Raw genomic sequence first — 17650 nt, 5'->3', positions numbered from 1 at the left:
CACCGTGTCCGGGTTCCCTTTCACAACCGTAACGCCCCGTTAACCCTATCAGCCTTAGGGTCGTCGGGGCTCCGGATGGACGGTGGTCGGGTTTGTTGTGATGTCGTTTGCACAGAAGAAAACTACCGTCGTCCCCGTTGCCGAGGAGCGGCGGCGCTTCCAGCGCGTCAAGGTGCACCTGCTCGGCCGCTACATGCTGCCCGACCGGCGCGAGTTTCCCTGTCAGATTATCAACATGTCCCCGGGCGGCCTCGCCTTGCTGGCACCCGGCATCGGCAATGTCGGCGACCGCGTGATCGCCTATCTCGACCATATCGGCCGGGTCGAGGGCCGCATCACCCGCATCATCGACAACGGCTTTGCGATGACGATCGGCGCGACCGCGCGCAAGCGCGACAAGCTCGCCGCCCAGCTCACCTGGCTCGCCAACCGCGACATCCTCAATCTGCCCGAGGATCGCCGCCACGACCGTATCGTGCCGCGCAACCCGATCGCCCTGCTCACCCAGGAAGACGGCACGCGGATGACCTGCCGCATCATCGACCTTTCCTTGTCCGGTGCCGCCATTGCCGCCGAGAACCGCCCGCCGCTGAAGTCGCTGGTGATGCTCGGCCGGGTGCAGGCCCGCGTGGTGCGAAATCTCGAGGAAGGCTTCGCGCTCGAGTTCGTCCACGAGCAGTCTGCGGAAACGCTCGAAGAGAGCGTTACCGCCAGGTAAAGCGGAAAACCGCTCAAGACCCCGTTCTCAGCCCGCGAAGGCGGCCTCCGGTGCACCGGTGGCCGCCTTCGCGGCGTTTGGCGCCGTGAAATCGGCGGTTAACGGCCGGAGCGTTTGAGGCAACAAACCGTGCAGGCGCAGCGCTTGCCGCGTTAATAGATAAAATTTGAATCAATTGCAGTTGTTTCAAATTTTACGAGAATTCGATTCAAGTAAAGATCGAATTCGCCGCAGCTTTTACCAGTATTCGCGTCAAATCTACTTCACGCACTTAGCGGCGGCGCAAAAGCTTTGTGCGAAACGTGGTCCCAACAAGAAGAACGGGGGCCACGATGTTTGGGTTCAGGGGACAGGGGAAAGGTTTGGCGGTTGCCGCCATTCTGTTTGCGACGTGCGTGTCGGCCAAGGCCGGCGACGTGGTCTACGCCAGCCTGGGTGACGTTGCGCGCTCGCCGATCGGCTGGGTCGAATTCTGCACCGACAATCCCGCCGAGTGCCGCGGCGGCAAGACGCAACCACGCGACATCGTGTTGTCGCAGACCGCTTGGCGCGACCTCGTGCGGGTCAACAAGTGGGTCAACGAATCCATCAAGCCGATGACCGACATGGATCATTGGGGCGTGATCGAGAAATGGTCGTTGCCGACTGACGGTTACGGCGACTGCGAGGACTACGTGCTCCTGAAGCGTAAGATGCTGATGGATGCCGGCTGGCCGCGCGAGGCGCTGCTGATCACGGTGGTGCGCGACAAGAAGGGCGAAGGCCACGCGGTGCTGACGGTGAAGACCGACAAGGGCGAGTTCGTGCTCGATAACCAGAACGAGAGCATCGTCGCCTGGACGGAGACCGGCTACCGCTTCGTCAAGCGGCAATCGCAGAGCGATCCCAATGTGTGGGTCTCGCTCGGTGACAACCGCCCGGCAGTTTCAACCGCAAGCTCGCGCTGAGCGGCAACAAGGAATCGAGTTCGCGACCCGGTCACATCCCCACCCCTCCCCGTCCCAGACCGGTTCGCGCGCGGCCAGCCTTCCCCCAAAGGCTGGCCGCAACTTTTTGCGGGGACACGGCTGTGGCCGATCAGAAGAACCGATCGAGGAACGCCGCCGTCTCGTCCATGATGCCGACGATCTTATTGGTGGCCTGGCGATAGAACTTGAAGTTGAGCTCGGTCTCTGGCCGGCCGTCGTCCCAATCCTTGAAGCGCTTGAGCTCGTCGCGTCCCAGCGGCCGCTTCGCCAACGCAACGCGCCTGACCGCGATACTGACCCGCGGCGTCTGCCTGGCGATGTCAGGCTTGCGCGGCACCGGTTCGGCTGAGGTCACCACCGCGCGGGCGATCAGGCCGTTGCCGCCCTCGTTCTCGCTCGCGAACACGAACACGATGTCGCCGGCCGCGATCAGCTTGCCGCCGTACATGGTCTTCTGCGCAGTGAAGATGAACGCATTCGCCCGCGGTTCGGAGATCCCGGTCTTGATCGCAAACGCCATTCGCTAGCCCCGCACCGGCACGCTCGGCCATTCGGCGCCCAGGCTTGACATCCTAGCATCCGCCGGCTTGAATTGAATTCAATTCAAACAATGAACCGACGATGAGCGCAACGAGCCAGGGGACACGGGAGAGACTGCTCTCGGCAGCCCAAGAGGAGCTGATCGAAGGCCAAGGGCATATCGAGATGCAGGCCGTCGCGAGACGGGCCCAAGTCTCGGTCGGGCTCGCCTATCACCACTTCGGATCGAAGGCCGGCCTGATCGCCGCCGTGGTCGAAGACTTCTATGAACATCTCGATGAGGCCGCATTCGGCGGCGCCAAGCTGTCCGCCAGCAACTGGGCGGACCGGGAGAAGGCGCGGATCGGCGCCTATGTCGCGTTTCACTATGAGCACCCGTTTGCGCCGCTGGTGATCGGACCGCTGAGCCGGGCGCCCGAAGTGCTTGATGTCGAGACCGCCTTCACCAGCCGCCAGCTGGCAGCCGGGGCACGAATGATCGAGGCCGCTCAGCGCGACGGGATCGTACCCGGCAACCTCGACCCTCACCTCGCCATCGCGCTGATGATCGGCGGCATCCGCCAGGCACTGATCGGCGCGCTCACGGCCGACCGGCGGCCGGATCCGGCAAGGCTGACCGGCGACGTCTGGGCGTTCATGGCCGCGGCGCTGCGCCTGCCTGCCAAGTCCCCGCCGGTGAAGCCAAAAGCCACGCGGCGCAGCCGCTCCTAACGTTCAACCATAACCCCAAGGTCGGTGGCCATCTTGTTCAACCCGCATGATTTTCACACACCGCAATCGTCCTACACGAGAGGAGATCTGCTTCGCTCGAGCGCGGGCGGCTATTTCGGCCCCGGCAATGCGCAGCTGCCGGCACCACCGATGCTGATGATGGATCGCATCACCGACATCGGCATCGACGGCGGCGCCTTCGGCAAGGGCCGGGTCGCCGCCGAACTGGACGTTGCGCCGGACCATTGGTTCTTCGCCTGCCACTTTGCCGGCGACCCCGTGATGCCCGGCTGCCTCGGGCTCGACGCGATGTGGCAGATCATCGGCTTCTGGCTCGGCTGGTCGGGCTCGCCGGGCAAAGGCCGCGCGCTCGGGTCCGGCGAGGTCAAGTTCAGGGGCCACATCACGCCGGACGTCAGGCTCGTGCGCTACGAGATCGACATGCGTCAGGTCAGGCGCGGCCGGCTGGTGCTGGGCATCGCCGACGGCCGCGTGCTGGCCGACGGCGCTTGCGTCTATCTGGCGAAGGACATGAGGGTCGGCCTGATCGCGCCGACGGGCTGAACCACGGACGCGCGCCGGACAGTCCCGTTTTGAGGCAGAAGCCTCCGGAATTTGCGGCGAGTTTTGCACTCCCCTCGCCACCTGCTTGAATCCCCGGGGGTTTTGCCCGCGCCGAGGTTGTGCTATTCGGAACCTTTCAATTGATGTCCGGTTCTGGTCGCATGGTCGAACTTGCCCCCCGGAATGCACAAGCCAGCAGCCTGATCGGCGTGCAGCCGATCGCGATCGGCGCCGTGGCACTGGTGCTCGTGCTGTTCGGGATCGGCTCGATCGCGCTGTGGCGCAGCTTCAGCGGCAACGTGCCGGAAACTGACCGGATGGTCGCCGCCCGTCAGTTGCAGGCGCGGACCGCGCAGGTCTCCGAGGCCCTGGTGGAAAAGACCAAGGGCATGGAGGTGACCCAGCAGGAATCCATCGACCAGTTGCAGGAAGTGCAGGACCAGCTGCTAAGCATGCGCAAGCAGTTTGCCGCGCAGCAGGCCGACGCCAAGAAGCTGTCCGACCAGGTCGCCGCACTGACCGTACAGGTCGAGGGCCTGCGCCAGTCGCTGGCGAGCGCGCAGGCCAACGAGCCGGCCGCCGAGCCCGAGCCGCGCAAGCGGTCGAAGGCCACCCGGAGCGCCAACCGGAAGCGCCACAGATCGCGCGGTTGAGGATTGATGACGGCCGAGCGCCCTGTCACCGGCCCGGCCATCAAAAAGCGCCAAATCCCGAGCAACATCAGGACCTAAGGTGGAACTTCCAGCTCCAGGCCTGCCGACAGCAGCCTCGCAAGAGTGCCCGTTACCGTGAATTAATCCGGACTTTGTGAACTGGTTCACATATCCGACTTCGAATCCGAGTCATCCTTAAACACCGGATGGCGTGAGCCGATTTCAATATCCGGGGCTGGCAAGGTCGTTGACGGTATACTACGTCGACGGCCTTGTTCTTTTGGGGCCGTGAATTCCCCGTCTCTGAATTGCGCACCCCGAAAACGCGCCGTGCTGAGCGACAGCTCCGCACGCGCAATGTCTCTACGGCTGAAGCCGCAGCGATCCGCGTTGCCGTCTACCTGATGCGGTCACGCAAGACGCGCTCGCCCCGCTGCCGCAGCCGTGCAAGCCTCGGCTCGAGCTCGTGGAGCATGTAGACGAATGCGATGGCGAGGCCCGAAACAACGACCATGAACAGCAACGTCAGATCAGGAATGGTCAGCATCTCTGATATCCTCTGAGGCCCGGCTCCAATCGCAGCCGGACCGTTTGTTTTCGCGACGCGTTCACGCACAGACTGCTGCGATGCAGTGCAAGCCGCATACCAATGCGCGACGGCCCCGGCATCAAAACACCGAGGCCGCGCCGATCATTCCAACATCATCGGCATGGCGATCCAATGGAGCGGCCATGCGTCAGCAGATGTCTTAGTTGCAAACCTGCACGGGCCGGACCTGCCAGCCATAGGGCGTCAGCATGCGACGGCGCACGACGTAGCAGCCGCCGTCACCATATCCATAGCCGTAGCCATACCCGTCATCGTAGCCGTAACCGGCGTAGTACGGGTTGCCGTAGTAGCCGTCATAGTAATCGTAGGCGCCGTAGCCCAGGCCGAAGCCGATCGCGGCCGCCGCGAACGGATAGCCCCAGCCGCGCCGATGCCAGCCTCCGCCGTGCCAGCCTCCACCGTGCCAACCGCCGCCGATCGCAGCCGACCGGAAGCCACCGCCCGCGCCCATGGCGCGGAAAGCGCCGCCACCACCGTGGAAGCCGCCAAAGCCACCACCACCGTGGAAGCCACCACCGCCGTGAAAGCCGCCGCCACCGTGGAAACCGCCCGCCGCCGACGCGGCATCGACCGTGAACAGGCCGACCGTGGCCGTCGCCAGCAAGGCAATCATCGTTTTACGCAACATCACCCGTCACTCCTCTGTCCAAGGCTTTTCTTTGCAAGCCTCCTCCGCCGCGTCCCGCGCATGCTAACTCAATGTAGGACCGCGGCTTCAGCCGCGCGCTCATGTCACGCTCACATCTGCGCGACCCGCGTTCATCAAAGGCGCGGCCGCCAAATGTTAGCAGCCGCGGCAGATGCCGTTGACCCGGCGGTCGACCGTCCTGTTCTCGTCGGCGATCGCCTTGTCGAAGCTTTCGCTCGACGCCGCGCCGGTGGTGACGCCCTCACTGGTGTTCAGCCGGCCGGCAGATTGCGCCGTGCCGGCGCTGTTGGTGCCGGGCGGCGGTGACGCGACTTGCGGCGATGTCGGGCTGGCTGACGAGGGGCTGCCGATCCCGGTGCCGCTTCCAGTACCTTGGGCGACGGTAACGGTGGGCGCCAGCAGAATGGCGATTGTCGCGAACGCGGCGGTGACGGATAATTTGCGCATGGCAATTCTCCCTTGCGGACATCAACGGGTCCGCAAAACGCCGGTTCCCACAGGCGTTGGGGCAATACAGTTTGGGAGCAATGCAATTTGCGCAAGCTGATCGAGTTTGACGACGATACTGCCGACAAGCTGAAGCAGCTTGGGCGCGACCGGATGGCGACGCTACAGGAGCTCGCGGACGAGGCCTTCGCCGACCTCCTCAAGAAGCACGGTATTCCGATCGACCTGAAGGATGCGCTGCGCAGGAGCGCAAGACTTCAGGAGACAGCAGGACTGCAGCAAGCAGCCAAGCCAAGCGCCGCAACACCGAAGGGCGCACGCAAGCAGGGCCGGAAGCGCTGAAAACTAGCGTTCTTGTCTAAGCATGATCTCCGCGCAAACGCTTCGCGTTTGTCGCAGGGAAAACCGCTTCGCACTTTTCCGGATCATGCTTTAGCCGATCTTCTTCAGCCCGGCTTTGTACTGCGGGCCCCTGATCGCATAGGACTTCGCCGGCCGCGACAATGCCTCCGCTTGCGCGGCGTCCAGCGTGCGCACCACGCGCGCGGGCGCGCCGATGATCAAGGAGTTTTCCGGAAACTCCTTGCCCTCGGTGATGACGGAGCCGGCGCCGACGACGCTGCCGCGCCGGATGCGCGCGCCGTTCATCACGATCGATCCCATCCCGATCAGCACGCCGTCTTCCAGCGTGCAGCCGTGCACGATCGCGTTGTGGCCGATCGTGACGTTGTTGCCGATGGTCAGGGGAAAGCCGGGATCGACATGCAGGGTCGAATTGTCCTGGACGTTGGAGCCTTCGCCGATCTCGATCCACTCATTGTCGCCGCGCAGCACGGCGCCGAACCAGACGCTCGCCGCGGATTTGAGGCGCACCTTGCCGATCACAACGGCGTTGTCCGCGATGAAGTAGCTGCCGTCGGCGGGAAGATCGGGCCCCTGCCCGTCGAGTTCGTAGATCGCCATGAAGGTCTCCTTGGATTAAGGTGACCTTGGCACAGCGGACGACGTGGTTTCAAGCAAGCACGCTCATGATCCGGACACGGATCAGGATCCGGCGCGGATCAAGATCGGATCACCCGATCACGCCGGCAGCGCGCAGCGTCATCACAAAGAAGGTGCCCGACATCAGGCTCCAGAAGCCGGAGATGACGGTTGCCATCATCACGAACTCGAAGCGGCGGCGCTCGATGCGCGCACCGCGCAGCGTGTTGCGCATGATGATGAACGGTGCGGCGAAGACGAGAAACGGGACCGCGGCGAAGGTCCTTGGCGCCACGCCCTCCTGCAGCAGGCCGAAGCCGGCCGGACGCTCCGCCATCGCCTGATAACCGCTGGCCAATGCGCCGGCGAGCGCGAAGCCAATGAAGAGCGAGAACAGGGAATTCAAGGTATCGGGCGACATCGGGACTTCCGCTACGCAACAGGCCACTCACACCTGCTTCGCAGAATTGGCGGTGGGCCGCCACATCATCCTTAAGGAAAGGTTAACCGAGGACACCAGGCGCGGCGTTTGCGCATGACCAATCGCTGCGGGATTCCATTGGATTCGTACGGAAATTCCGCGTCACGTGGCATATTCGGAAGGTGATTCGGCCACTCCCGGTCTGCTGTTTGCCTCGCTCATGACGCTACTCTCGACTGCCCAGCATCTCGCCCGCGACACCCGCCGCAATCCGCGCGCGCATCTCGTTCCGATCATCGCCTCGGCGGTCATCGCGGCCGGTGCGATTGCCCTCGTCGCCTATCTGTTGTGGCCGACCTATACGACCGTGCCGCCCAGCGATCCGTCGCGGCTGCCGGTGAGCGTCGGCGGCACGCTGTTCAACGTGCCGACCATGGCGGTGCGCATGAAGATCCAGCGCCATTCCGGGCCGCAGGAGCGCGTCGATCTGAGCTTCCTCTATCCGTCGCTGGAGGCGCCTGCCGCGCCGAAGCACTACAGCGCCGAGACCGTCGAGGACAAGGTGCAGCCGATCGACAGGATCTTCGTGTCGATTGCGGCACACCACGATTCACTCGCGCCGGACATGCGGCTGCGCACGATCTATCCGCGCTATCTCGACGAGCGGGCGAATTCCGATGACGGCCTGACGGCACGCGCGTTCCGCGACGGCACGCCCTACGGCGGCGAGGACCTGTTCACCGCGACCGAGCCGCAGCTGATCGCGCGCTGCACGCGCGACACGTCGACGCCCGGCATGTGCCTGAGTGAGCAGCGCATCGAGGGCGCCGACCTGACCTTCCGCTTTCCGCGCAGCTGGCTGGCGCAATGGCGCGACATCGCCACCGCGATGAACCGCCTCTCCGCGCAGATGCATAGCGCGAAGGGGTAACGCCGTCATTGCGCCGGAGCGACGCGCGCTCCGCGGGCTCCTCGCAATGACGGCCTTAGGCTGTTCAGCCCTGGTCGCCCAGATCTTCTTCCAGGATGGCCATCTGGAACTGGAACGAGCGATCATCGTCCTCGTCGTCGACGAACAGCACGCCGATGAACTCCTCGCCGATATAGACCTCGGCCGAGTCGTCCTTCTTGGGCCGCGGCACCACGCGGATCTTGGGATTGCTGAACACGCGTTTGAGATACGCGTCGAGCTTCCTGACTTCCTGTACGTCCACAGCCGTCTCCAATCGGGTCGATGATTTTCGGGGGAGTTTTAGGACGAGACGGCAAAGATCGCCAGAGCCTTTTCAGGCTTTGGCGACGTGATGTTGCGCACAGGCTAAAGCGCGGTACCGATCAGAAAGCGAATGAAATCAAAGCCCGATCGCGTTGAGCATCTGGTCCATGGTGCGCGACGGCTCGGCACAGCCGGCCTCGCCGACGATTTTCGCCGGCACGCCCGCAACCGTGACGTTGTGCGGCACGGGCTTGACCACGACGGAGCCCGCCGCGATGCGCGCGCAATGACCGATCTCGATATTGCCGAGGATCTTGGCGCCGGCGCCGATCAGCACGCCGTGGCGGATCTTCGGATGGCGATCCTCGTTCTCCTTGCCGGTGCCGCCGAGCGTGACGCCATGCAGGATCGAGACATCGTCGTCGATGACGGCGGTCTCGCCGCAGACGAAACCGGTGGCATGGTCGAGGAAGATGCCGCGGCCGATCCTGGCCGCCGGATTGATGTCGGTCTGGAACACCGCCGACGAGCGGCTCTGCAGGTAGAAGGCAAAATCCTTGCGACCCTTCTGATAGAGCCAGTGCGCGAGACGATGGGTCTGCAGCGCGTGGAAGCCCTTGAAGTAGAGCAAGGGATCGATGAAGCGCGAGGTCGCGGGATCGCGGTCATAGACGGCGACGAGATCGGCGCGGAAGGCGTTGCCGATATCGGGCTCATCGCGCAATGCCTCGCCAAAGGTCTGGCGGATCAGGTCGCCCGACAGCGCGGCGTGATCGAGCCGCTCGGCAATGCGATGGACCACGGAATCTTCCAGGCGCTCATGATGCAGCACGGTCGCATAGATGAAGGATGCGAGCTCCGGCTCGCGCCGCAGGATGTCTTCCGCCTCGCCGCGGATTCGATCCCAGATCGGATCGAGCGCCGCCAGCTTGCTCCCCTGCGGATTGACCTGATGAACTGCCATAGCTGCTCTCGCAATTCGGTTGTTCTGATGTGCGTTATAGCACGGTGACCCCAGCGCGTCCCGGGAAGGCTCGGTACGGTAAACCCCAGCCGAACGGCCCCGGGCCGACGTCTAGGGGAGTTGGTCGGGATTTTGCCGAAATCAAGCCGTGCTTCTGCAACTATTGGCGGATTTCGTACCGAGTGTGGTTTTGGGCATGGTCGGCCCCAATAAAAAGGGGGGGGGGAAATACCATCAATACCCAGACGTTACGAGGGCGCCTGACCGATGCACGGTCGGTCTGGATCGCCACCATTGCCATTCCCCTCCTGCTGCTCGCGCCTGCCTTCTGGAACGGCTATCCGCTGCTCCAATGGGATACCGGCGGCTATCTGGCGCGCTGGTACGAGGGCTATCTGGTGCCAAGCCGGTCCACGGTGTTCGGCATCTACCTGCACGTCGGTGAGACATCGGGCTTCTGGCTCAACCTCGGGATCCAGACCCTGGCGACGCTGTGGATCCTGCAGCTGACCCTGCGCATGCTCGAGCTCGCCCGGCCGGTCCGGCTGATTGCGATCAGCCTTGCGCTGATCGCAACCACCGCCCTGCCCTGGCTCGCCAGCATGCTGCTGACCGACATCTTCGCCGGCCTTGCGGTGCTCGCGCTCTACGTCCTCATCCTGCACGGCGACAGGATCTCGACCCTGGAGAAGGCGGTGCTGTTTGGATTTGTCGCGTTTTCCGCTGCCACGCATAGCGCGACGCTCGCGGTGCTGCTCGGCCTGTGCTGCATCGGCTGGATGCTGCGTCCATGGCTCGGCCGCCGCGTCCCGGTCGCGGGGCTCGTGCAGGGCAGCCTGACCATCGTCACCGGCGCCGTGATGCTGCTGGCGGCGAACTTTGCGCTGTCGGGACAGCTTGCCTGGACACCCGGCGGCTATGGCGTCGCCTTCGGCCGCATGCTGCAGGATGGCATCGTCGCGCAATATCTGCGCGATCATTGCGCCAAGGAGAACCTGAAGCTCTGCCCCTATCGCGACGAGCTGCCGCCGACCGCCGACGACTTCCTGTGGGGTCACAGCATGTTCAACACCCTCGGCCGCTTTCAGGGACTGAACGACGAGATGGGCCACATCGTGGCGCGCTCGCTGGCCGAATATCCGACATGGCAGGCCAAGGCGGCGCTGAAAGCGACCGCCGACCAGCTGTTGGATGTCGCGACCGGCGAAGGCTCCTCGGGCTGGATCCCGCACACCTACGGCATCATCGGGCGCTATATTCCCAAGCAGGTCGCGCCGATGCGCGCCGCGCGGCAACAACAATGGGCCCTCGACTTCACCACGATCAACCGCATCCACATGCCGGTCGCGTTCGGCTCGATGCTGCTGGTCGTGATCCTGTTCGGCCGCGGACTGTGGCAGCGGCGGCTCGACGATCTGACACTGCTGGCGGGCACGGTGACGTTCGCTCTGCTCGGCAATGCCGTCGTCTGCGGCGTGATCTCGGGTCCGCACGACCGCTACGGCGCGCGCATGGTGTGGGTTGCGACCTTCGTGGTGCTGATCGCGGCGGCGCGCGCCTTCGCCAAGGACGATGCCGAGAGCGATTCCGACGAGCTATTTTCGATGCGACAGGAAGTCGATGACGCCGGTCTTGTAGACCTTGTCACCGACCGCCCGCATGTGGTCGCGGTTCGGAATGTCGAGCACCTGCGACCCCGGAATGATCCGGCCGAGCGCTGACGCCGAGCCCGCGATCTCGTCCTTGCTGCCGACTGCGATCAGAACCGGCACGCCGATCCCGGCGGCCTCCTCGCGCGTCATCAGGCGGCGTGAGCCGCGCAGGCAGGCGGCGAGCGCGCGGCGGTCGGAACGGGTCTGATCGGCGAAGGCGCGAAACGTGCGACCGACCGGATCGGTGACATCGTCGAGCGACGGCGCCTCCAGCGCCAGCGCGACCGCCTCGCCGGGACCGCCGCCCTCGATCAGCCCGATGCCGATGCCACCGAGGATCGCCGAACGCACCCGATTGGAATTCTCGCGCGCCAGGATCGCCGTCATCCGCGAGCCCAGCGAATAGCCCATGATGTCGGCGCGTGCGATTCCGAGATGATCCATCAGCGCGATCACGTCGCTTGCCATGATCGCGATCTCGTACTGCGCGGCGTCGTAGAGCTTGGCGGATTCGCCGTGGCCGCGATTGTCGAGCGCGATCACGCGCCGGCCGGCCTTGACGAGCTCCGAGACCCAGGTTGGATAGATCCAGTTGACGTTCTTGCTCGAGGCAAAGCCGTGCACCAGCACGATCGGTTCGCCCGCGCCTTCGTCGATATAGGCAATCTCAACATCGCCGTGGTGGAAACTCGGCATCTTCGATTCCGTTTTTTCTTGAGACTTGGGATTTGAGACTTGGGATTTGCGATCGACCGGCGACCGCAAGCTTAGCCTTGGGCGGGCATACTCGCCAAGGTAGCCTGGGCAGCCATCTGCCGCTTCAGGCGCAGCGCCTTGCTGCGTCTGAGCCACCATGCCGTGGCTCGCTCGGTGGTGGCCTTGATCGACGACAGGAAGCCGAACAGCGCGAGCAGCGCGCCGAACAGCCACATCGTGAGATTGAATGTACCGGCCGCCAGCAGCAGCGCGCCGCGGCCGAGCAGCTTGATGATTGCGCGGGTCTGGCCGCCCTTCGTCTCCGCGATGCGGGCCGCGCGCGCGATCTCCTGCGGATTCTCCGCGACCTTCAGCGTGTCGCGCGCAGCACGAACCCCGGCCGCCTCGCCGATACGCCCGACGTCCTTGGCGACGCGCACCAGCGCGCCGGCCTTCTCGGCGCGGAATGCCGCGCGGATCGCGGTTGCAGTTTCCGCCGGCCGCAGCACCGAGCCGGACGCGACCGCCTCACGGAGCGCCGGCTGATCGACCACCTCGCGGGTCGAGCGCCCGGCCCATTCGATCATCCCCTCGCTCAGCCGTCCGGCCTTGCGCGTATCCTTGACCAGCGTCAGTCCGGCGCGCAGCGGCGCGGCGCCGCCGATCGACACATAGGTGGCCGCGGTCACGGCGAGCCCGGCGGCCGCAAGGCCGAGCACCAGTTGGTCGGTATCCTCGCCCATCACGAGATGCTTGCCCTCGCGCACGACGTCCCTGACGTCACCGAACACGAACAGGTCGCCTGCGACCGTGCCGGAGAGGCTTGCGACATCGTCGGCATTGCCGGTCACGAGGCCGGTGGCAAATCCCTTGGCGAAATGCGTGGCGGAGGACTGCTCGGCGCGCGCGTCGTCGACACGCTTTGTGAGTTCATCACTGAGCGCGATGTTCTGCTCGCTTGCGAGCGCGACGAAGCTGGTCGCAAGATCGGCATCTCCCGAAGCGAGTGCCGCCTCGATATTGTCCGATACCAACGCCGGGTTGTTGCGCAGGACGGAATTGAGCCTGAGGTCGGCGAGCGCAGCCGGATCGTTCCGCGCTGACAGCACTGTGCCGGCGTCCCGGGCGTGCGGCCAAATGGCCGCGCCCACGGCAGCGCTTGCTGCCAGGCCGGCCACCGCCAGACTGAGGCGCACTCCGTTCATTCCGCTGGAAACCTCAAGTTTAATTCGTCTTGTTCAGTTGGCCTTGGAAATAGTGTGCCGTTTTTGCGACACAACGGCTCCGACCAAAGAAGGGCTTCTCTGGGACGACAAGATTGTGTCGAATTTGCATGAGCAAATGAGCCATCGGGGCTCTAGGAATCAACTGTTCCCGCCAGTATGGTGCGCGGCATTTCGCGATGCCGCATGCAGTTGATTGCGTCTGCCCATCGTTGCTACCAAGGTGAGAATATGTCCGACCACGTCGTCCCGCACTTCCATAACGATGCCGGTGTCTCGGTGATCGAGATCGGGTCGCAGGAGTTCATGTGCGTGGGCGCCAACCCTCCGTTCGACCATCCGCACGTGTTCCTCGACCTCGGCAACGACAGCGAGATCATCTGCCCGTACTGCTCGACGCTGTATCGCTTCGCATCCGACCTCGCCGCCGGCGAAGCACGGCCGCCGGAATGCGTGCTGAAAGACAAGGTCGCCTGACCGCCCCGTGGCGCTGACGCGAACCGTCATCGTTGCCGGCGCAGGGATCGGGGGACTGACGGCGTCGCTGACCCTGGCGGCACAAGGCTTTCGTGTCGTCGTGCTGGAGAAGGCCGAGCGGCTCGAGGAAGCCGGTGCCGGAATCCAGCTCTCTCCCAATGCGAGCCGCATCCTGGTCGAGCTTGGGCTCAAGGAACCGCTTGCGCGCCGCGCAGTCACGCCGGAATCCGTCAACATCCTGAGCGCGCGGGCCGGTGGCGAGATCGCACGGATGCCGCTCGGCCACGCCGCCGAGTTCCGCGCCGGCGCCCCCTATTGGGTGATCCACCGCGCCGATCTGCAGGCCGCGTTGCAGGCCGCCGTCAATGAGCATCCCGATATCGACCTGCGGCTCGGCTGCCAGTTCGAGGACGTGACCAAGCATGCCAAGGGCCTGACGGTGGTGCAGCGCCGCGGCAACGCACGGCAGGAGGAATTGGCGGTTGCGCTGATCGGCGCAGACGGCATCTGGTCGTCGGTCCGTGGACATTTGTTTCCGGATGTACAACCGCAATTCTCCGGCCTGATCGCCTGGCGCGGCACGCTGGACGCGACCGCCCTGCCGCGTGAATACACCGCACCGCGCGTGCAGTTGTGGATGGGGCCGGACGCGCATCTCGTGGCCTATCCGATCTCGGCCGGGCGCCAGGTCAACGTGGTCGCGATCGTGTCAGGCACCTGGAACCGGCCGGGCTGGAGCGCGCCGGGCGACATCAACGAGATCAAGGGCGCGTTCGCCACCGCACGCTGGCCCGCCACGGCGCGGATGCTGATCGGCGCGGTCGACGGCTGGCGCAAATGGGCGCTGTTCACCCTGCCCGACATCGGCCGCTGGAGCGAAGGCGCGGTGACACTGCTCGGCGACGCCGCGCATGCGATGCTGCCGTTTGCCGCGCAAGGCGCCGGCATGGCGATCGAGGATGCGGCCGTGCTCGCCAAGGCCCTGGCCGACTGCACCGGCGAAAACACCGCAGGCATTCCCGCCGCGTTGAAGCGCTACGCCGAGATGCGGCGCGGCCGCGTGCTGAAGGTGCAGCGTATGGCGCGGCAGCAGGGCCGCATCTATCATTTGAGCGGACCCTTGGCGATCGCGCGCGATCTCGCGATCCGCGCCATCGGTCCGCAGCGCATGCTGGCGCGGCAGGACTGGATCTACGACTGGCGCGCCTAGAGCGTTTTCGAGCGAAGTGGACACCGGTTCGCGTGAAGAAAACGCGTCAAAACAAGAATCTGGAGCTTCGGTTCTGATTCAATCAGAACCGAAGCTCTAGCCGAGCGCGCCTGCGCGCGCACAGCAACCGGTTGTTCTGCAAGCGTTGACTTAGTGAACGAGGCCCCTCGGCGCGCGCGGGCCCTTCGCCCCCGGCGCAGGCGCCGCGGGTGCGGCTGCCGCAGGCGTATCCGGCGGGCTCTCATGGCACTTGTTGGCGCGCCAGGCCTGATCCACGAGCCTCTGCTGGGCGTGGATCGAGATCAGCTCGTTGCGATAGACCATCTCGGAGACCACGGTACCGCCGACGCCGGTCTCCGCTTTGGCCATCAACTTTTCCTGATCCGTCGCGCGAGACGCGAGATTCTTGCGCTCGGTCTCGAGCTGCTTGCAATCATACAGATCGTATTTGGCGGGATCGGCGAATGCACCCGGCACGCTGTCGCCGATCTGCGCACAGCCGGAAACGCCCGCAGCCGAGGCGAGCAGCGCAACGATGGCTGCCGCGCGCGACAGATTTGGGCGGCGGGGAAGACGAACAGACATTCAGCTTTCTTAATCCGACAGTGTTGAGATTGCCTAAAGCAGCCGCCGGTGTCCGGATTGAGGCTCAATCGCGGCGGCGCGCTGCTTATCCCAATGCTCGGCCGCCGAAGCAAATGGAATTGCAGGCCGCGCCCTAAGCCTTTGAATGCGCACCTGTTAGCAGCGGATAATGACAATTCCACTCCGCCGGCAAACGCGCTAGTAATCGGCGCGCCTGGCGCAATGCGGACGTGGCGGAATTGGTAGACGCAAGGGACTTAAAATCCCTCGACGGCAACGTCATGTGGGTTCGAGTCCCACCGCCCGCACCAGCCCGTTGCGCACCGCTCCTACTTCTTGGCCTTCGCCTTCTTTGCCTTGGCCTTCTTCGTCGTCCTGGCCTTGGTTTTCTTTGCCTTCGCGGCCTTTGCTGGCTTGCTGGCCTTCGCCTTCTTCGCCGAAGTCCTGACTGATTTTTTGGCTGATGTCTTGGCTGACTTCTTGGCAGCTTTCTTGGCCGATTTCTTCGGGGCTTTCCTGGCAGCTGTCTTCGTCGAAGCCCTAGCAGCCACGGCGGGCTGTTGCGCCGCGCCGACGCTGCCCGCGCCACGCGTCGGGCGCGGCGGCACCGGCTCCTCCATCCAGAAATCCAGCTCCTGCTCCTTGCCGCCGCCCGGCTTCCAGCCGTCGAGCGAATAGATCTGATCCGGATTGCCGCCGCTGCCGAGATAGCCGCGCCAGGAATAGTGGTCGTAAACGCCGTTGATGTGCAGCGCATAGGCTTGGGCAAGCTGTTTGTTGCCGCGGATGATCACGAGGTTCTCGTCATTCTTCTCGGAGGCCGCGACCGAGAAATTGTGCGATCCGGTGATGACGGCGCAATTGTCCGAGAACGGATCGACCACGATGGTCTTGGAGTGAACGATGGCGATCATCCCCGCGTTGCGGATCTGCTGGACGCTGAATTCGACGTCTGCCCATGAAGGTTCGTTGGTGGCGCTCACGCCATGCGGCAGCTGGACGTCGTCATGAAAGGATTGCTGCGGCGCGCCCGATTTGACGACTTCTCCGCCGACCGAAACGATGTCGCCGTTCTTGCTGGGCATCATGGTCGACACCACGCCACGAACATAGACGTCGTTCTGCTGTGCGCGGTCCAGCAGGGCATCCAGCAGCGGCGATTGCCCCGGCATGAACATCAGGAAGAGCGCGCCGTCCTTGGCGTTCTTGATCAGGTCCAGCACCGGCTTGAATTCCGCCTCGCCGTTGGTCGCGGCGAAATAGACCGAAATGTTGCTGTCACTGGTCGGAGTGGAATTCGACGTCTTCAGCGCGGGCGGCATGGCGTTGCCCGCAGCGACCAGCTTGCCCCACTGATCGAGATAGCGCTTGGCGATCACCGCATTCTCGATGATCAGCACGTTGTTGAGCTGCGTGCACAGCCCGGTGGTGGTCCAGTTGGTGCTGCCGGTCAGCACGCGGATGGCGTTGCCGTGCGCGTCGCTCTCGACCACGAACTTGTTGTGGACGCTCGGCGACGACCTGCCCGCATTCGACAGATCACGATGCTTGACCGTCAGGCCGGCGCCGCTGAGCTCGCCGGCGATGTTCGGCTTGGTCGCGCTGCCGTTGCCGAGCAGGACGTTGCCGCGGCTGCCGAACGGCTTCAGCGCGCCGACCAGCTCCTCGTCATTCATCTCGTAGATCGCGGCGTGGATCTGGCTGCCGCGGAGATCGGCATCGTGCAGGAAGGCCAGGATCTCGTGCAGGGCATCGCCCGAAAGGTAGCGCCGCGCCTGGTTGGCCGGGTCGGACAGGCCCTTGACGAAATTGCGCAGCGAGTCGTCGGACGCATCACCCTTCACGAAGCGGCTGACGATCTGGGACATCAGGGTGCCGCGGTTGAAATAGGCCGACAGGCCGCCGCCCGCATCGCCGGAAGCGACCGCCGGCGTTGTCCAGGCCGACACCGAGGCGGCATCGGGCGTGAACGTCCCGTTCGCGGCGCTCTTCATCGCTGTCACGCGATACGAGACATTGTCGGTGTCGACGACGCTGTGATCGGTCCAGATGCAGCGCCGGAACGGCGATTGCGTCGAGGAGATGCCGGCGTCCGCCACCGGCTTCTCGCCGGGCTTCGGCGGAATGCGGTTCGACAGCACGGTCGTCTGTTGCGTGATATTGTTGCGCCGCTCGAGCTGGAAACCGACCCAGTCGTTGGACCAGGTGTCCGGCTGCCAGGCGATCAGGATATCATCGGCGTTCGCGTAAGCCTTGACATTGATTGTCATCGCAATTTCCCCGAGGCTGGGTATCGGCCCGGCGGACAATACTCCGCTAACCTTGGGTAGTTTGTGAAATAGACGACAACTGTTCGTGCAAATCG

At 64.4% G+C, this 17650-nt stretch carries 21 protein-coding genes, 1 tRNA gene and 1 pseudogene; 11 read left to right on the top strand and 12 right to left on the bottom strand.

Features of this window, described 5'->3' with window-relative positions; all coding sequences use genetic code 11:
• Positions 1–100: 100 nt before the first annotated feature.
• The gene (locus tag BraRD5C2_RS35515) at positions 101–718 is read left to right on the top strand and encodes a PilZ domain-containing protein (protein ID WP_028336124.1); all 618 of its coding nucleotides are present in this window, start codon (positions 101–103) and stop codon (positions 716–718) included.
• A gap of 332 nt (positions 719–1050) precedes the next feature.
• The gene (locus tag BraRD5C2_RS35510) at positions 1051–1665 is read left to right on the top strand and encodes a transglutaminase-like cysteine peptidase (RefSeq protein ID WP_223976418.1); all 615 of its coding nucleotides are present in this window, start codon (positions 1051–1053) and stop codon (positions 1663–1665) included.
• Positions 1666–1795: 130 nt separating this feature from the next.
• On the opposite strand, the gene BraRD5C2_RS35505 is transcribed toward BraRD5C2_RS35510, so the two are convergent.
• Positions 1796–2206, bottom strand: coding sequence for a hypothetical protein (locus BraRD5C2_RS35505; protein ID WP_223976416.1), 411 nt, complete (start codon positions 2204–2206; stop codon positions 1796–1798).
• A 101-nt stretch (positions 2207–2307) separates the two neighbouring features.
• Between BraRD5C2_RS35505 and BraRD5C2_RS35500 the strand changes: the two genes are divergently transcribed.
• The 3 genes from BraRD5C2_RS35500 (at position 2308) to BraRD5C2_RS35490 (ending at position 4154) form a co-directional block, all read left to right on the top strand.
• Complete coding sequence (locus tag BraRD5C2_RS35500) at positions 2308–2937, top strand: TetR/AcrR family transcriptional regulator (protein WP_223976414.1); 630 nt, start codon at positions 2308–2310, stop codon at positions 2935–2937.
• 33 nt (positions 2938–2970) lie between these two features.
• A complete protein-coding gene (fabA, locus tag BraRD5C2_RS35495) occupies positions 2971–3501 on the top strand; it encodes a bifunctional 3-hydroxydecanoyl-ACP dehydratase/trans-2-decenoyl-ACP isomerase (protein ID WP_223976412.1) in 531 nt (176 codons plus the stop codon).
• A gap of 161 nt (positions 3502–3662) precedes the next feature.
• The gene (locus BraRD5C2_RS35490) at positions 3663–4154 is read left to right on the top strand and encodes a hypothetical protein (protein WP_223976410.1); all 492 of its coding nucleotides are present in this window, start codon (positions 3663–3665) and stop codon (positions 4152–4154) included.
• Positions 4155–4551: 397 nt separating this feature from the next.
• On the opposite strand, the gene BraRD5C2_RS35485 is transcribed toward BraRD5C2_RS35490, so the two are convergent.
• From BraRD5C2_RS35485 to BraRD5C2_RS35475, 3 genes are all read right to left on the bottom strand, one after another.
• Positions 4552–4701: a hypothetical protein gene (locus BraRD5C2_RS35485; protein WP_223976407.1), complete on the bottom strand. Its 150-nt coding sequence runs from the start codon at positions 4699–4701 to the stop codon at positions 4552–4554.
• 202 nt (positions 4702–4903) lie between these two features.
• On the bottom strand, positions 4904–5392 hold the full coding sequence (locus BraRD5C2_RS35480; RefSeq protein ID WP_143046630.1) for a hypothetical protein: 489 nt from the start codon (positions 5390–5392) through the stop codon (positions 4904–4906).
• A gap of 156 nt (positions 5393–5548) precedes the next feature.
• The gene (locus tag BraRD5C2_RS35475; protein ID WP_223976405.1) at positions 5549–5860 is read right to left on the bottom strand and encodes a hypothetical protein; all 312 of its coding nucleotides are present in this window, start codon (positions 5858–5860) and stop codon (positions 5549–5551) included.
• A gap of 87 nt (positions 5861–5947) precedes the next feature.
• Between BraRD5C2_RS35475 and BraRD5C2_RS35470 the strand changes: the two genes are divergently transcribed.
• A complete protein-coding gene (locus BraRD5C2_RS35470) occupies positions 5948–6202 on the top strand; it encodes a hypothetical protein (protein ID WP_223976402.1) in 255 nt (84 codons plus the stop codon).
• 90 nt (positions 6203–6292) lie between these two features.
• Here the strand turns inward: BraRD5C2_RS35470 and BraRD5C2_RS35465 are convergent, their stop codons facing one another.
• Positions 6293–6823: a gamma carbonic anhydrase family protein gene (locus tag BraRD5C2_RS35465; protein WP_092115174.1), complete on the bottom strand. Its 531-nt coding sequence runs from the start codon at positions 6821–6823 to the stop codon at positions 6293–6295.
• Positions 6824–6932: 109 nt separating this feature from the next.
• Positions 6933–7262, bottom strand: a complete 330-nt coding sequence (locus BraRD5C2_RS35460) for a DUF6949 family protein (RefSeq protein WP_092115175.1) — start codon at positions 7260–7262, stop codon at positions 6933–6935.
• 220 nt (positions 7263–7482) lie between these two features.
• Here BraRD5C2_RS35460 and BraRD5C2_RS35455 point away from each other — a divergent pair, with 220 nt between their 5' ends.
• A complete protein-coding gene (locus BraRD5C2_RS35455; RefSeq protein ID WP_223976399.1) occupies positions 7483–8193 on the top strand; it encodes a hypothetical protein in 711 nt (236 codons plus the stop codon).
• Positions 8194–8257: 64 nt separating this feature from the next.
• Here the strand turns inward: BraRD5C2_RS35455 and BraRD5C2_RS35450 are convergent, their stop codons facing one another.
• Together BraRD5C2_RS35450 and cysE are read right to left on the bottom strand one after the other, a co-directional pair.
• Positions 8258–8476, bottom strand: a complete 219-nt coding sequence (locus BraRD5C2_RS35450) for a DUF3126 family protein (RefSeq protein WP_223976396.1) — start codon at positions 8474–8476, stop codon at positions 8258–8260.
• A 138-nt stretch (positions 8477–8614) separates the two neighbouring features.
• Positions 8615–9442 (bottom strand): serine O-acetyltransferase, encoded by an 828-nt coding sequence (gene cysE, locus BraRD5C2_RS35445; protein WP_097674153.1) that lies wholly within the window; start codon positions 9440–9442, stop codon positions 8615–8617.
• 182 nt (positions 9443–9624) lie between these two features.
• On the opposite strand from cysE, the pseudogene BraRD5C2_RS35440 reads away from it, so the two are divergent.
• Positions 9625–11022: pseudogene (locus BraRD5C2_RS35440) on the top strand (hypothetical protein); the annotation flags it as partial.
• A 15-nt stretch (positions 11023–11037) separates the two neighbouring features.
• Here the strand turns inward: BraRD5C2_RS35440 and BraRD5C2_RS35435 are convergent.
• Both BraRD5C2_RS35435 and BraRD5C2_RS35430 read right to left on the bottom strand, forming a co-directional pair.
• Positions 11038–11790, bottom strand: coding sequence for an alpha/beta fold hydrolase (locus BraRD5C2_RS35435; protein ID WP_223976393.1), 753 nt, complete (start codon positions 11788–11790; stop codon positions 11038–11040).
• Between the two features lie 71 nt (positions 11791–11861).
• Positions 11862–12995, bottom strand: coding sequence for a hypothetical protein (locus tag BraRD5C2_RS35430; RefSeq protein WP_223976389.1), 1134 nt, complete (start codon positions 12993–12995; stop codon positions 11862–11864).
• A gap of 249 nt (positions 12996–13244) precedes the next feature.
• Here BraRD5C2_RS35430 and BraRD5C2_RS35425 point away from each other — a divergent pair, with 249 nt between their 5' ends.
• On the top strand, positions 13245–13490 hold the full coding sequence (locus tag BraRD5C2_RS35425; RefSeq protein WP_092115185.1) for a zinc-finger domain-containing protein: 246 nt from the start codon (positions 13245–13247) through the stop codon (positions 13488–13490).
• Positions 13491–13497: 7 nt separating this feature from the next.
• Positions 13498–14700, top strand: coding sequence for an FAD-dependent monooxygenase (locus BraRD5C2_RS35420; protein WP_223976386.1), 1203 nt, complete (start codon positions 13498–13500; stop codon positions 14698–14700).
• Between the two features lie 150 nt (positions 14701–14850).
• On the opposite strand, the gene BraRD5C2_RS35415 is transcribed toward BraRD5C2_RS35420, so the two are convergent.
• A complete protein-coding gene (locus tag BraRD5C2_RS35415; protein ID WP_223976383.1) occupies positions 14851–15285 on the bottom strand; it encodes a twin-arginine translocation pathway signal in 435 nt (144 codons plus the stop codon).
• A gap of 224 nt (positions 15286–15509) precedes the next feature.
• On the opposite strand from BraRD5C2_RS35415, the gene BraRD5C2_RS35410 reads away from it, so the two are divergent.
• Positions 15510–15596: transfer RNA gene (locus tag BraRD5C2_RS35410), tRNA-Leu, on the top strand.
• A gap of 18 nt (positions 15597–15614) precedes the next feature.
• On the opposite strand, the gene BraRD5C2_RS35405 is transcribed toward BraRD5C2_RS35410, so the two are convergent.
• The gene (locus BraRD5C2_RS35405; protein WP_223976380.1) at positions 15615–17555 is read right to left on the bottom strand and encodes a phospholipase D-like domain-containing protein; all 1941 of its coding nucleotides are present in this window, start codon (positions 17553–17555) and stop codon (positions 15615–15617) included.
• Positions 17556–17650 lie beyond the last annotated feature (95 nt).

This window comes from Bradyrhizobium sp. RD5-C2, assembly GCF_019972155.1.
Classification (GTDB): Bacteria; Pseudomonadota; Alphaproteobacteria; order Rhizobiales; family Xanthobacteraceae; genus Bradyrhizobium.
This window is presented reverse-complemented; position numbering and strand designations above follow the sequence as displayed.

Coding starts and splice junctions, on each gene's coding strand:
- BraRD5C2_RS35515 (WP_028336124.1), top strand. CDS start 101: ATGTCGTTTGCACAGAAGAAAACTACCGTCGTCCCCGTTGCCGAGGAG.
- BraRD5C2_RS35510 (WP_223976418.1), top strand. CDS start 1,051: ATGTTTGGGTTCAGGGGACAGGGGAAAGGTTTGGCGGTTGCCGCCATT.
- BraRD5C2_RS35505 (WP_223976416.1), bottom strand. CDS start 2,206: ATGGCGTTTGCGATCAAGACCGGGATCTCCGAACCGCGGGCGAATGCG.
- BraRD5C2_RS35500 (WP_223976414.1), top strand. CDS start 2,308: ATGAGCGCAACGAGCCAGGGGACACGGGAGAGACTGCTCTCGGCAGCC.
- BraRD5C2_RS35490 (WP_223976410.1), top strand. CDS start 3,663: ATGGTCGAACTTGCCCCCCGGAATGCACAAGCCAGCAGCCTGATCGGC.
- BraRD5C2_RS35485 (WP_223976407.1), bottom strand. CDS start 4,701: ATGCTGACCATTCCTGATCTGACGTTGCTGTTCATGGTCGTTGTTTCG.
- BraRD5C2_RS35480 (WP_143046630.1), bottom strand. CDS start 5,392: ATGTTGCGTAAAACGATGATTGCCTTGCTGGCGACGGCCACGGTCGGC.
- BraRD5C2_RS35475 (WP_223976405.1), bottom strand. CDS start 5,860: ATGCGCAAATTATCCGTCACCGCCGCGTTCGCGACAATCGCCATTCTG.
- BraRD5C2_RS35465 (WP_092115174.1), bottom strand. CDS start 6,823: ATGGCGATCTACGAACTCGACGGGCAGGGGCCCGATCTTCCCGCCGAC.
- BraRD5C2_RS35460 (WP_092115175.1), bottom strand. CDS start 7,262: ATGTCGCCCGATACCTTGAATTCCCTGTTCTCGCTCTTCATTGGCTTC.
- BraRD5C2_RS35455 (WP_223976399.1), top strand. CDS start 7,483: ATGACGCTACTCTCGACTGCCCAGCATCTCGCCCGCGACACCCGCCGC.
- cysE (WP_097674153.1), bottom strand. CDS start 9,442: ATGGCAGTTCATCAGGTCAATCCGCAGGGGAGCAAGCTGGCGGCGCTC.
- BraRD5C2_RS35435 (WP_223976393.1), bottom strand. CDS start 11,790: ATGCCGAGTTTCCACCACGGCGATGTTGAGATTGCCTATATCGACGAA.
- BraRD5C2_RS35430 (WP_223976389.1), bottom strand. CDS start 12,995: ATGAACGGAGTGCGCCTCAGTCTGGCGGTGGCCGGCCTGGCAGCAAGC.
- BraRD5C2_RS35425 (WP_092115185.1), top strand. CDS start 13,245: ATGTCCGACCACGTCGTCCCGCACTTCCATAACGATGCCGGTGTCTCG.
- BraRD5C2_RS35415 (WP_223976383.1), bottom strand. CDS start 15,285: ATGTCTGTTCGTCTTCCCCGCCGCCCAAATCTGTCGCGCGCGGCAGCC.
- BraRD5C2_RS35405 (WP_223976380.1), bottom strand. CDS start 17,555: ATGACAATCAATGTCAAGGCTTACGCGAACGCCGATGATATCCTGATC.